Origin of the sequence: Pseudomonas sp. GD03858 (genome assembly GCF_029840925.1) — a bacterium.
Taxonomy (GTDB): Bacteria; Pseudomonadota; Gammaproteobacteria; order Pseudomonadales; family Pseudomonadaceae; genus Aquipseudomonas.
In genome coordinates this window covers 1-12,413 of the sequence record NZ_JAOCDM010000041.1, presented here as the reverse complement: position 1 = coordinate 12,413, position 12,413 = coordinate 1, and the positions used below count along the sequence as shown (strand labels likewise).

Sequence of the window (12,413 nt, the reverse complement as noted above, 5' to 3'; positions counted from 1 at the left end):
CCATGGATGCCAAGGTGGTAGTGGTCGGCAGCCTCAACATGGACCTGGTCGCTCGCGCTCAGCGCCTGCCCCGGGGCGGCGAGACCCTGGCCGGCGACAGTTTCTTCACCGCGCCCGGCGGCAAGGGCGCCAACCAGGCCGTGGCCGTGGCCCGGCTGGGCGCCAGCGTGGCGATGGTCGGCAATGTCGGTGACGACGCCTATGGCCAGCAGTTGCGCCAGGCCCTGCAAACCGAAGGCGTCGATTGCCAGAGCGTAAGTGTGTGCGAGGGCGTGTCCAGCGGCGTGGCGCTGATCGTGGTGGACGCCGCCAGCCAGAACGCCATCGTCGTCATTCCCGGCGGCAACGGCCTGCTCGGGCCCGAGTCGGTGAGCCGTTTCGACCACCTGTTGCAGGGGGCCGAGGTGATCATCTGCCAGCTCGAGGTACCCACCGCCACCGTGGCCTGGACCCTGGCCCGAGGCCGCGAGCTGGGCAAGACCGTGATCCTCAACCCGGCGCCGGCCAGCGGGCCACTGCCGGCGGAGTGGTACGCCTATATCGACTACCTGATCCCCAACGAGAGCGAGGCCGAGGCCCTGGCCGGCGTGCAGGTCGACGACCAGGACAGTGCGCGCCGGGCTGCCGAGCGTCTGCGTCAGTTGGGTGCGGGCAAGGTAATCGTCACCCTGGGCGCTGAGGGCGCATTGCTGGTCGATGCGGCCGGGGCTCGGCATTTTCCGGCGCCACGGGTGCAGCCGGTGGACACTACGGCGGCGGGCGACACCTTTGTCGGTGGTTTTGCCGCAGGCCTGGCGCGCGGTTTGTCGGAAGCCGAGTCAATCGGTTTCGGGCAGCGTGCCGCCGCGTTGTCGGTGACTCGCGTCGGCGCGCAGCCGTCGATTCCGTACCTGAAGGAATTGGCGCCATGAAGAAGACGCCGCTGTTGAATATTGCCCTGTCGCGGACCATCGCCGGGCTGGGCCATGGCGACATCCTGGTGATCGGCGATGCCGGTTTACCGGTGCCGTCGGGCGTGGAGCTGATCGACCTGGCGCTGACGCCGGGCATCCCGGATTTCGCCAGCGTGCTGCGCGTGGTGTTGAGCGAGATGCAGGTGGAGCGGCATGTGCTGGCCGAGGAAGTGTTCCAGGCTTTGCCGCCGGGGTTGGTCGAGGTCGAGCGGCTGCATGCCGGCGGCGAGCTGGGCCAGCGCCAGGTGCTGAGCCATGCCGAGTTCAAGACCCTGTGTCGCCAGGCCCGGGCCGTGGTGCGTACGGGGGAGTGCAAACCCTATAGCAATATTGCCCTGGTGGCTGGCGTTACCTTTTAGACCGAATGCGAGGGCTGCGCCCTCGATCGCGGCGCAAGGCCGCTCCTACAGGGGGGCAACCCGATTTCTGTAGGAGCGGCCTTGTGTCGCGAAAGGGCCGCAAAGCGGCCCCTCTTGAATCCATCCCCTAGCAACAAGGAGTGCTGAATGTCCTTCAAATCCCTGCTCCAAGGAGCCGTCCTCATGTCCGCGCTAGCCGCCACCACCGTCATGGCCGCCCCCCGCGACCTGATCATCGACACCGACCCCGGCGCCGACGACGTGGTGGCCCTGCTGCTGGCCATGGCTTCGCCCGAAGAGCTGAAGATCCGCGCCATCACCACCGTGGCCGGCAACGTGCGCCTGGAAAAGACCTCGCGCAACGCTCGCCTGGCCCGTGAATGGGCGGGCCGCGAAGAGATCCCGGTGTACGCCGGGGCAGGGCGGCCAATGGTGCGCACGCCGATCTACGCCGCCAACGTCCACGGCGAGGAAGGCCTGACCGGCGTTAAGGTCCATGAGCCGAAAAAGCCCCTGGCCAAGGGCAACGCCGTGCAGTACCTGATCGACACCCTGAGCGCCGCCGAACCCCACAGCATCACCGTGGCCATGCTCGGCCCGCAGACCAACCTGGCCCTGGCGCTGATCCAGAAGCCCGAGATCGTCAACGGCATCAAGGAAGTGGTGGTGATGGGCGGCGCCCACTTCAACGGCGGCAACATTACCCCGACCGCCGAGTTCAACCTGTTCGCCGACCCCCATGCCGCCGAAGTGGTGCTGGCCAGCGGCGTCAAGCTGACCTACCTGCCCCTGGACGTGACCCACAAGGTGCTCACCAGCGACGCCCGCCTCAAGCAACTGGCCGCAGTGAACAACCACGCCAGCAAGCTGGTGGTGGACATCCTCAACGCCTACATCAAGTTCGACATGGACAACTACGGCATGCCCGGCGGCCCGGTGCACGACGCCAGCGTGATCGCCTACCTGCTCAAGCCCGAGCTGTTCAAGGGCCGTCAGGTGCACATGGTGGTCGACAGTCGTGAAGGCCCGACCTTCGGCCAGACCATCGCCGACTGGTACGGCGTGCTCAAGCAGCCGGCCAACGTGATGTGGATCGAGGAGGGCGACGCCCAGGGCTTCTTCGACCTGCTCAGCGCCCGCCTGGCTCGATTGAAATAGTCTCGTGCGGCGCGTGGCGCTCGAGCACCTGCTCGATGAAGCTGCGCGCTGCTTCACCGCCGCGGTCGCGCACCAGCAGGTCGACGGCGATCAGCATCAGTTCCTCGGGCGTGCTCGGACTGTAGGCGCTCTGGCCCTCGTCCCACTTGACCTTGATATCGGCGTCGATGCTGTGGCTGCTCATGGGGCGGTTCTCGCTGGGCCTGGGTGATAGGTCGAATACCGCGTCCTGGCGTTCGAAGGGGAGGCGTTCCGCGCTCCGCTTCTTGCAGTAAATCATGCCTTTGCATGACGGGACCTGCGACTTAAGCATAAGGGGCGCGGTTGGCCGAACCGACGGTTCGGTGCAAAATCCGGTCACGATTGCCTTTCGCGTCACGTGGTCGAGTCAGGCAGAATCGTGCGGTTTTGCAACAAATGCCTGGAGGAATTGTCGCATCAGGCAGTTCCCGGATTTATTTAGGAGGATTCATGTTCCGTACCCGCGCTTCCCTGGCGACCTTGCTGGTGGCTTCCGTTCTGGCAGGTTGCAGCACAGGTGGCTCCTCGGGCGGCAGCAGTGCCCAGGCCACCCCGGCTGGCAACGACGGCCGCTGCGAAGCCAGTGGCGCCGACTTCACCATCGGCAAGCCGGCTTCGCCTGCGCTGCTGGAGCAGGCGCGCAAGGCCAGTGGTTCACAGATGGCGCGCATCCTCACGCCCCACGATGTGATCACCCTGGAATACCGCTCCGAGCGGTTGAACCTGAATGTCGATGACAAGGGTGTAGTCACCCGCGTCAACTGCGGCTGATCCAAGCTCGGAATTGGCCCCCTGTAGGAGCGGCCTTGTGTCGCGATAGGGGCGCGCAGCGGCCCCAAGTTCGTCGCCACAACACAGATCGCCGGGGCCGCTTTGCGGCCCTATCGCGACGCAAGGCCGCTCCTACAGAGGTGCAGCGTTGTCCTGAAAGCCAATAAAAAACCCGCCACAAGTGGCGGGTTTTTTTACAGCTATCCGAAAATTACTCCGGACGAACCTGTGCAGCCTGCATGCCCTTCTGGCCTTTCTCGGCAACGAAGGTTACAGCCTGGCCTTCTTTCAGGCTCTTGAAGCCGTCGGATTCGATGGCCTTGAAGTGTACGAACAGGTCGTCGCCGCCGCCTGCTGGGGTGATGAAGCCGTAGCCTTTTTCATCATTGAACCATTTGACGGTGCCGTTTTGGCGATTGGACATGAGGTGAATCTCCAGAAACATGATTTTTTTTTCGAGGTGCGATGCGCCGAGGCTGCAGTAGCACCGGCAACATCATAGTCCATTTCTGCACATCTAGCGCCTTTTACCTTCGCAGGATGTTGATCCAGCGCAAAAGATGCGTGCAATGGCCAGATAACCCTGTTTATTTCGGCTTGCAGGTGGCCTGTACCACCTGCTGGGCCTTCTGCATCAGCTTGGCGTCAACGCCGTCCTGGCTGTCGAGGTCTTCGATCTCCTTGTCGCTGAAATTCTTCTTGATGGCTTGGGCGCCACACTCGCAGTGCTTCTTCGCCGTTGCCGCGTCCACGCCCTGGCCGCTCGCCACCTGTTGGCACTGGGTCATGTAGTGCGCTTCCTTACCGGCGGGGAAATTGCCTGCATTGGCAGCCAGCGGCAGCAGCAGGGCGCTTGCGGCGCAGGCAGCCAGAAGGGACTGAAGTCGCATAACCGAACACTCCTTGGGTAAAGGTCTCATCAAGAGTAGGTTGCTTCAGAAAGTCTGATAGGAAATTTTCCGTACAAGTTCAGCCTGGTGTCGTAATTTCCAAATAATTCTGCGTTTCAGCGTAACCTGCGTGCTAGCATGCTCGGCTTGCAGCTCGCCACTTGTGGCTTGCAGCTTCTTTATTACCTTCCAGTCACTCTGGTTCGACCCTGGCAGGCCGAAAGGTCTCTGCCACTGTGAGGCAGGCTTTCCCGCGGGAAAGGCAGGGCGGATCTTGTACTGGCTCATCCCAACCCACGTGACCTTTGGTAGGGGTCACCACTAGGAGAGGAGGCGCCATGCCCGTTATTACTCTTCCCGATGGCAGTCAACGCACGTTCGACCAGCCGGTATCCGTAGCCGAAGTCGCCGCATCCATTGGTGCTGGCCTGGCCAAGGCCACCCTGGCCGGCAAGGTCGACGGCAAGCTCGTCGATGCCTGCGACAAGATCGACCACGACGCCACCCTGCAGATCATCACCCCCAAAGATGAAGAGGGACTGGAGATCATCCGTCACTCGTGCGCCCACCTGATCGGCCACGCGGTGAAGCAGCTGTACCCGACCGCCAAGATGGTGATCGGCCCGGTGATCGACGAAGGCTTCTATTACGACATCGCCTACGAGCGTCCCTTCACCCCGGACGACCTCGCCGCCATCGAAAAGCGCATGCAGCAGCTGATTGACACGGACTACGACGTCGTCAAGAAGATGACCCCGCGCGCCGAAGTCATCGACGTGTTCACCCAGCGTGGCGAAGACTACAAGCTGCGCCTGGTCGAGGACATGCCGGATGAACAGGCCATGGGCCTGTACTACCACGAAGAATACGTCGACATGTGCCGTGGCCCGCACGTGCCGAACACTCGTTTCCTCAAGGCATTCAAGCTGACCAAGCTGAGCGGCGCCTACTGGCGCGGCGATGCCAAGAACGAGCAGCTGCAACGCGTGTACGGCACCGCCTGGGCCGACAAGAAGCAGCTGGCCGCCTACATCCAGCGCATCGAAGAAGCCGAAAAACGCGACCACCGCAAGATCGGCAAGCAGCTCGACCTGTTCCACCTGCAGGAAGAAGCGCCGGGCATGGTGTTCTGGCACGCCAACGGCTGGACCGTGTACCAGGTACTTGAGCAGTACATGCGTCAGGTCCAGCGTGAAAACGGCTACCAGGAGATCAAGACTCCGCAGGTCGTCGACCGCATCCTCTGGGAGCGTTCCGGCCACTGGTCCAACTACGCCGAGAACATGTTCACCACTTCGTCGGAAAACCGCGACTACGCGGTAAAACCGATGAACTGCCCGTGCCACGTGCAGGTGTTCAACCAGGGCCTCAAATCGTACCGCGACCTGCCGCTGCGCCTGGCCGAGTTCGGTGCCTGCCACCGTAACGAGCCGTCCGGTGCCCTGCACGGCATCATGCGCGTGCGTGGCTTTGTACAAGACGACGCGCACATCTTCTGCACCGAAGACCAGGTGAAGAAAGAAGCCGCCGACTTCATCAAGCTGACCCTGGATGTGTACAAGGACTTCGGCTTCACCGACGTCGCCATGAAGCTCTCGACCCGTCCCGCCAAGCGCGTGGGTTCCGAAGAGCTGTGGGACCGCGCCGAAGGCGCGCTGGCCGACGCCCTGAACGAATCGGGCCTGGAGTGGGAATACCAGCCGGGCGAGGGCGCGTTCTACGGTCCGAAGATCGAGTTCACCCTGCGCGACTGCCTCGGCCGTAACTGGCAGTGCGGCACCCTGCAGTACGACCCGAACCTGCCGGAGCGCCTGGACGCCAGCTACATCGCCGAAGACAACAGCCGCGTGCGCCCGGTGATGCTGCACCGCGCCATCCTCGGCTCGTTCGAACGCTTCATCGGCATGCTCATCGAGCACTACGCCGGCGTGTTCCCGGCCTGGCTCGCGCCGACCCAAGCCGTGATCATGAACATCACCGACAAGCAGGCCGATTTCGCCCTAGAGGTGGAAAAAGCCCTGAATGGAAGCGGATTCCGTGCCAAGTCGGACTTGAGAAATGAGAAGATCGGCTTTAAAATCCGCGAGCATACGTTGCTGCGGGTCCCTTACCTTTTGGTTATAGGGGATCGCGAAGTCGAAACGCAAACCGTCGCTGTGCGCACCCGCGAAGGCGCTGACCTGGGCTCGATGCCCGTCGCGCAGTTCGCTGAGCTGCTGTCGCAAGCGGTTTCCCGGCGTGGTCGCCAAGAATCGGAGTAATGACTATTAAGCGTGAAATGAGAAACGATAAACGAACTGCACCGAAAGCCCCGATCAACGAGAATATCTCGGCACGCGAGGTTCGGTTAATTGGTGCTGACGGCGAGCAGATTGGCATCGTCTCGATTGATGAAGCGCTGCGTATCGCTGATGAAGCGAAGCTGGATCTGGTGGAAATCTCTGCAGACGCGCAACCGCCCGTCTGCAAGGTGATGGACTACGGCAAGCACCTCTTCGAGAAGAAGAAGCAGGCCAACGAAGCCAAGAAGAACCAGAAGCAGATCCAGATCAAAGAAATCAAGTTTCGTCCAGGGACGGAAGAAGGGGATTACCAGGTAAAACTACGCAACCTGGTACGTTTCCTTAGCGATGGGGACAAGGCCAAGATCTCTCTGAGATTCCGCGGCCGTGAGATGGCCCACCAGGAGCTGGGCATGGAGCTGTTGAAGCGGGTCGAAACCGACCTCGCCGAATACGGCACCGTTGAGCAGCATCCGAAGATGGAAGGACGCCAGCTTATGATGGTCATCGCCCCCAAAAAGAAGAAGTAATCTCCCGGGCACGGCAGGCCTGATGATTATTGTGTAATTTTTATTCGAATGCGGAGTTCCAACATGCCAAAGATGAAAACCAAGAGCGGTGCTGCGAAGCGCTTCCTGAAGACGGCTTCCGGCTTCAAGCACAAGCACGCTTTCAAGAGCCACATCCTGACCAAAATGTCGACCAAGCGTAAGCGTCAACTGCGCGGTGCCAGCCTGCTGCACCCGTCTGACGTGGCAAAAGTCGAGCGCATGCTGCGCGTTCGTTAATTCTGGTTAAGATAGAGGAAGTTACTCATGGCTCGTGTTAAGCGCGGCGTTATCGCTCGTAAGCGTCACAAAAAAATTCTGAAACTGGCTAAAGGTTACTACGGTGCACGTTCGCGCGTATTCCGTGTAGCCAAGCAAGCGGTCATCAAGGCAGGCCAATACGCCTACCGCGACCGTCGCCAGAAGAAGCGTCAGTTCCGCGCACTGTGGATCGCTCGTATCAACGCCGGTGCCCGCACCAACGGCCTGTCGTACAGCCGTCTGATTGCTGGCCTGAAAAAGGCGTCGATCGAAATCGACCGTAAGGTTCTGGCCGATCTGGCAGTGAACGAAAAAGCGGCGTTTGCTGCGATTGTCGAGAAGGCTAAAGCCGTACTGGCTTAAGTACCCACGACAATCATCCGGCGGCGCCTGCGCCGTCGGGTGTAAAACGTCATCGGATAGGGGAAGAGCCTTCAAAAGCTCTTCCCCTATTTTCGTATCTGGAGTCTGTACATGGAAAACCTGGACGCGCTGGTCGCCCAAGCCCTCGAGGCCGTGGAACGCGCTGAAGACATCACTGCCCTGGAACAGATCCGGGTTCAATTCCTCGGCAAGAAAGGCGAGCTGACCCAGGTGATGAAGACCCTGGGCAACCTGCCAGCCGAAGAGCGCCCCAAGGTTGGCGCGCTGATCAACGACGCCAAGGAACGCGTCACCGACGTGCTCAACGCACGCAAGGCCGGTTTTGAAGAGGCTGAGCTCAACGCTCGCCTGGCCGCCGAATGCATCGACGTGACCCTGCCAGGCCGTGGCCAGACCACCGGTGGGCTGCACCCGATCACCCGTACTCTCGAGCGCATCGAGCAGTTCTTCACCCACATCGGCTACGGCATTGCCGAAGGCCCTGAGGTCGAAGACGACTACCACAACTTCGAAGCGCTCAACATCCCCGGCCACCACCCGGCCCGGGCGATGCACGACACCTTCTATTTCAACGCCAACATGCTGCTGCGCACCCACACCTCGCCGGTACAGGTCCGCACCATGGAAAGCACCCAGCCGCCGATCCGCATCGTCTGCCCAGGCCGTGTGTACCGTTGCGACTCGGATATCACCCACTCGCCGATGTTCCACCAGGTCGAAGGCCTGCTGATCGACCGCGGCATCAACTTCGCCGACCTCAAGGGCACCATCGAAGAGTTCCTGCGGGTGTTCTTCGAGAAAGAACTGGCCGTGCGCTTCCGCCCGTCGTTCTTCCCCTTCACCGAGCCGTCCGCCGAAGTCGACATCCAGTGCGTGATGTGTTCCGGCAAGGGCTGCCGCGTCTGCAAGCAAACCGGCTGGCTGGAAGTGATGGGTTGCGGCATGGTCCACCCGAACGTGCTGCGCATGTCCGGCATCGACCCGGAAGAGTTCCAGGGCTTCGCCTTCGGCATGGGCGCCGAGCGCCTGGCCATGCTGCGCTATGGCGTCAACGATTTGCGTCTGTTCTTCGACAACGACCTGCGCTTCCTCGCGCAATTCCGCTAGGTCAATGCCCGACGCACTTTCTAGGAGAACAGCATGAAATTCAGTGAACAGTGGCTGCGCGGTTGGGTAAACCCGCAAGTCTCCCGTGACGAACTGGTCGCCCGCCTGTCCATGGCCGGCCTCGAAGTCGACAGCGTGACCCCCGCTGCCGGCCAGTTCAGCGGCATCGTGGTGGGCGAGATCCTCACCACCGAACAACACCCGGACGCCGACAAACTGCGCGTATGTCAGGTGAGCAACGGCGCAGAGACCTTCCAGGTGGTCTGCGGCGCCCCGAATGCCCGCCCAGGCATCAAGATCCCGTTCGCCATGATCGGCGCCGAACTGCCGGGCGACTTCAAGATCAAGAAAGCCAAGCTGCGCGGCGTCGAGTCGTTCGGCATGCTCTGCTCGGCTTCCGAGCTGCAGATCAGCGAAGAGAACGACGGCCTGCTGGAACTGGCGGCTGACGCCCCGGTTGGCGAAGACATTCGCAAGTACCTGAACCTGGACGACGCCAGCATCGAGATCGGCCTGACCCCGAACCGCGGCGACTGCCTGTCCCTGGCCGGCCTGGCCCGTGACGTCAGCGCCCTGTACGACGTGCCGGTCACCCGCCCGGTCGTGCCAGCGGTACCGGCTGCCCACGACGAAGTGCGCCCGGTCGAAGTCAGCGCCCCGGCCGCCTGCCCACGCTACCTGGGCCGCGTGATCCGCAACGTCGACCTGAGCAAGCCGACCCCGCTGTGGATGGTCGAGCGCCTGCGCCGCAGCGACGTGCGCAGCATCGACGCCGCCGTCGACATCACCAACTACGTGATGCTCGAACTCGGCCAGCCGATGCACGCCTTCGACCTCGCCGAAATCAACGGCGGCATCCGCGTACGCATGGCCGAGGAGGGCGAGAAGCTCGTCCTGCTGGACGGCCAGGAAGTCGCCCTGCGCGCCGACACCCTGGTAATCGCCGACCACACCCGCGCCCTGGCCATTGCCGGCGTGATGGGTGGCGAGCACAGCGGCGTCAACACCGAGAAGACCCGCGACCTGTTCCTCGAGAGCGCCTTCTTCGAGCCGATCTCCGTCGCTGGCAAGGCCCGTTCCTACGGCCTGCACACCGACGCCTCGCACCGCTACGAGCGCGGCGTGGACTCGCAACTGGCCCGTGAAGCCATGGAGCGCGCCACCGCCCTGGTACTGGAGATCGTCGGCGGCGAAGCAGGCCCCGTAGTCGAGACCGTGAGCGAACAGCACCTGCCGAACATCGCGCCGATCACCCTGCGCGCCGAACGCATCACCCAGATGCTCGGCATGCAGATGGACGCCGCCCAGGTCGAGCAGCTGCTCAACGCCCTGGAGCTGAAAACCAGCGCAAGCGGAGCGGGGGAGTGGACTGTCACCGTCCCAAGCCACCGCTTCGACGTCAGCCTGGAAGTCGACCTGATCGAAGAGCTGGCCCGCCTGTACGGCTACAACAACCTGCCGGTCCGCTACCCGCAGGCCCGCCTGGCCCCGCAAGCCCGCCCGGAAACTCGCGGCGAGCTGCCGAACCTGCGTCGCCTGCTGGTCGCCCGCGGCTACCAGGAAGCCATCACCTACAGCTTCATCGACCCGAAACTGTTCGAGCTGTTCACCCCGGGCGTCGAGCCGCTGCTGCTGGCCAACCCCATCTCCAGCGACATGGCCGCCATGCGCGCCTCGCTGTGGCCGGGCCTGGTCAAGGCGATGCAGCACAACCTCAACCGCCAGCAAGACCGCGTGCGCCTGTTCGAAAGCGGCCTGCGCTTCGTCGGCCAGCTCGGTGACCTCAAGCAGCAGCCGATGATTGCCGGCGTCGTCACCGGCAGCCGCCAGCCAGAAGGCTGGGCCAACGGTCGCGACGGCATCGACTTCTTCGACGTCAAAGCCGATGTGGAAGCCCTGCTGGGCTACTCGGGCGCCCTGAGCGACTTCAGCTTCGTCGCCGGCAAGCACCCAGCCCTGCACCCAGGCCAGACCGCCCGCATTGAGCGCGACGGCAAGGAAGTCGGCTACCTCGGCGCCATCCACCCGGAGCTGGCCAAGACCCTCGGCCTCGACCGCCCGGTGTTCGTCTTCGAGCTGGTGCTCGGTGACGTAGTGGAAGGCCGCCTGCCGAAGTTCAGCGAGCTGTCCAAGTTCCCGGAAACCCGTCGTGACCTGGCCTTGATCGCAGGTCGTGATGTAGCTTCGAGCTCGGTGCTTGAAGTAATTCGTGACAATGCAGGCGAATGGCTCACAGACCTCAGGCTGTTTGACGTCTACCAGGGTAAAGGCATTGATCCTGATAGAAAAAGCCTGGCCGTCGGCTTGACCTGGCAACATCCATCGCGCACTCTTAACGACGATGAGGTGAATGAAACCCTGCAAACCGTCCTCACCTCGCTTGAACAAAGGTTGAACACCACGTTAAGGAAATAACGGCATGGGTGCTCTGACGAAAGCTGAGATGGCCGAAAGGCTGTACGAGGAGCTGGGGCTTAACAAGCGTGAGGCCAAGGAGCTGGTCGAGCTGTTTTTTGAAGAAATTCGGCACGCGCTTGAAGACAACGAGCAGGTCAAGTTGTCCGGTTTCGGCAACTTCGACCTTCGCGACAAACGCCAGCGGCCGGGCCGCAACCCTAAAACAGGGGAAGAGATCCCGATCACCGCGCGCCGCGTCGTCACCTTTCGTCCAGGGCAGAAGCTGAAAGCCCGGGTAGAGGCCTATGCTGGAACCAAGCCATAACGACGAGCTGCCCCCCATCCCGGGCAAACGCTACTTCACCATCGGTGAAGTCAGCGAGCTCTGTGCGGTAAAACCGCACGTGCTGCGCTACTGGGAGCAGGAATTTCCGCAGCTCAACCCGGTGAAGCGCCGTGGCAATCGGCGGTATTATCAGCGCCAGGACGTGCTGATGATCCGCCAGATTCGCGCTTTGCTGTATGACCAGGGCTTTACCATTGGCGGGGCGCGGTTACGGCTTTCCAGTGATGAGGTCAAGGATGAGTCCAGCCAGTACAAGCAGCTGATTCGGCAGATGATTGCGGAGTTGGAGGATGTGTTGGTGGTGCTGAAGAAGTGACCTGGTTGGCGACGAGTGGATTTTTTTGAAAAAAAGCTTCCATTATTCAAAAGGTTAGGTTAAATTCTTCAACGTTCTCAGCGGTATCGAGAATGATGTCGGGGCGTAGCGCAGCCCGGTAGCGCACTTGCATGGGGTGCAAGGGGTCGAGTGTTCGAATCACTCCGTCCCGACCAAAAATCCCTAAAAAATCCAGTCGCTTAGCGGTGACTGGATTTTTTTATGCCTTCAATTTTTGCCGCTGATAGAAATTTACCCCACTTTTTGCGCCACTGAGATGTTGATTAGATTTCGTGGGCTGCTTAGTACATCGAAATCTGTGACTGAGGGTTGTTCAGAGCCGTTTTACCTCTATGGGTTGATGGTCAGATGCTCGCATCCAACTGAATTGCAAATGGTAGATCTCGGATGGCCGCTTTCGACCCAAAGCTGCCCTCCGGGAAGGGCAGATAACGGCCAGAAGCGGTCTGTTGTCGGTGTCTGCCTTCTGAGGGGGAAGGGTTAGACTTAGGAAGCACCAACGCTCCAGTCGTGCCCGACTTTTGGGACTAACATCGCCCCCGAAGAACATCCAATATGATGTGTGAAGAAAGAGTGCAGGGCTGTGTCATCGGTTTGCC

Annotated in this window: 15 protein-coding genes and 1 tRNA gene; 13 read left to right on the top strand and 3 right to left on the bottom strand. The window is 61.6% G+C overall.

Going from position 1 to position 12,413, the window contains the following annotated elements:
• Positions 1-2: 2 nt before the first annotated feature.
• The 3 genes from rbsK to N5D48_RS13005 all read left to right on the top strand — a co-directional run bounded on the left by rbsK (position 3) and on the right by N5D48_RS13005 (position 2,470).
• Positions 3-911 carry a ribokinase gene (rbsK, locus tag N5D48_RS13015; RefSeq protein ID WP_279884769.1) on the top strand — a complete coding sequence of 303 codons (909 nt, stop codon included), beginning with the start codon at positions 3-5 and terminating at the stop codon, positions 909-911.
• Positions 908-1,312, top strand: a complete 405-nt coding sequence (gene rbsD / locus N5D48_RS13010; protein ID WP_279884768.1) for a D-ribose pyranase — start codon at positions 908-910, stop codon at positions 1,310-1,312. The genes rbsK and rbsD overlap by 4 nt, the downstream gene beginning before the upstream one ends.
• Before the next feature lie 147 nt (positions 1,313-1,459).
• Positions 1,460-2,470, top strand: coding sequence for a nucleoside hydrolase (locus N5D48_RS13005; RefSeq protein WP_279884767.1), 1,011 nt, complete (start codon positions 1,460-1,462; stop codon positions 2,468-2,470).
• On the opposite strand, the gene N5D48_RS13000 is transcribed toward N5D48_RS13005, so the two are convergent.
• Positions 2,442-2,654: a hypothetical protein gene (locus N5D48_RS13000; RefSeq protein WP_279884765.1), complete on the bottom strand. Its 213-nt coding sequence runs from the start codon at positions 2,652-2,654 to the stop codon at positions 2,442-2,444. The genes N5D48_RS13005 and N5D48_RS13000 overlap by 29 nt on opposite strands.
• Before the next feature lie 287 nt (positions 2,655-2,941).
• Here N5D48_RS13000 and N5D48_RS12995 point away from each other — a divergent pair, with 287 nt between their 5' ends.
• On the top strand, positions 2,942-3,262 hold the full coding sequence (locus N5D48_RS12995) for an I78 family peptidase inhibitor (RefSeq protein ID WP_279884762.1): 321 nt from the start codon (positions 2,942-2,944) through the stop codon (positions 3,260-3,262).
• Between the two features lie 211 nt (positions 3,263-3,473).
• Here N5D48_RS12995 and N5D48_RS12990 read toward each other — a convergent pair whose 3' ends face one another.
• Complete coding sequence (locus tag N5D48_RS12990; RefSeq protein ID WP_011533204.1) at positions 3,474-3,686, bottom strand: cold-shock protein; 213 nt, start codon at positions 3,684-3,686, stop codon at positions 3,474-3,476.
• Positions 3,687-3,849: 163 nt separating this feature from the next.
• Positions 3,850-4,152 (bottom strand): hypothetical protein, encoded by a 303-nt coding sequence (locus N5D48_RS12985; protein WP_279884759.1) that lies wholly within the window; start codon positions 4,150-4,152, stop codon positions 3,850-3,852.
• A 338-nt stretch (positions 4,153-4,490) separates the two neighbouring features.
• Between N5D48_RS12985 and thrS the strand changes: the two genes are divergently transcribed.
• The 9 genes from thrS (at position 4,491) to N5D48_RS12940 (ending at position 11,969) form a co-directional block, all read left to right on the top strand.
• Positions 4,491-6,413, top strand: coding sequence for a threonine--tRNA ligase (gene thrS, locus N5D48_RS12980; protein WP_186600445.1), 1,923 nt, complete (start codon positions 4,491-4,493; stop codon positions 6,411-6,413).
• On the top strand, positions 6,413-6,964 hold the full coding sequence (gene infC, locus N5D48_RS12975; protein WP_011533207.1) for a translation initiation factor IF-3: 552 nt from the start codon (positions 6,413-6,415) through the stop codon (positions 6,962-6,964). The genes thrS and infC overlap by 1 nt, the downstream gene beginning before the upstream one ends.
• A 63-nt stretch (positions 6,965-7,027) precedes the next feature.
• A complete protein-coding gene (gene rpmI, locus N5D48_RS12970; RefSeq protein WP_003250667.1) occupies positions 7,028-7,222 on the top strand; it encodes a 50S ribosomal protein L35 in 195 nt (64 codons plus the stop codon).
• A 27-nt stretch (positions 7,223-7,249) separates the two neighbouring features.
• Positions 7,250-7,606 carry a 50S ribosomal protein L20 gene (gene rplT / locus N5D48_RS12965; RefSeq protein ID WP_003250671.1) on the top strand — a complete coding sequence of 119 codons (357 nt, stop codon included), beginning with the start codon at positions 7,250-7,252 and terminating at the stop codon, positions 7,604-7,606.
• 111 nt (positions 7,607-7,717) lie between these two features.
• Positions 7,718-8,734 carry a phenylalanine--tRNA ligase subunit alpha gene (pheS, locus tag N5D48_RS12960; protein WP_279884754.1) on the top strand — a complete coding sequence of 339 codons (1,017 nt, stop codon included), beginning with the start codon at positions 7,718-7,720 and terminating at the stop codon, positions 8,732-8,734.
• Positions 8,735-8,767: 33 nt separating this feature from the next.
• Positions 8,768-11,149, top strand: coding sequence for a phenylalanine--tRNA ligase subunit beta (gene pheT, locus N5D48_RS12955; protein WP_279884751.1), 2,382 nt, complete (start codon positions 8,768-8,770; stop codon positions 11,147-11,149).
• A gap of 4 nt (positions 11,150-11,153) precedes the next feature.
• On the top strand, positions 11,154-11,456 hold the full coding sequence (ihfA, locus tag N5D48_RS12950; protein ID WP_009394049.1) for an integration host factor subunit alpha: 303 nt from the start codon (positions 11,154-11,156) through the stop codon (positions 11,454-11,456).
• Positions 11,437-11,793, top strand: a complete 357-nt coding sequence (locus N5D48_RS12945; RefSeq protein ID WP_011533210.1) for a MerR family transcriptional regulator — start codon at positions 11,437-11,439, stop codon at positions 11,791-11,793. The genes ihfA and N5D48_RS12945 overlap by 20 nt, the downstream gene beginning before the upstream one ends.
• A gap of 99 nt (positions 11,794-11,892) precedes the next feature.
• Positions 11,893-11,969 (top strand) — tRNA-Pro (locus tag N5D48_RS12940).
• The last annotated feature ends 444 nt before the right edge of the window (positions 11,970-12,413 follow it).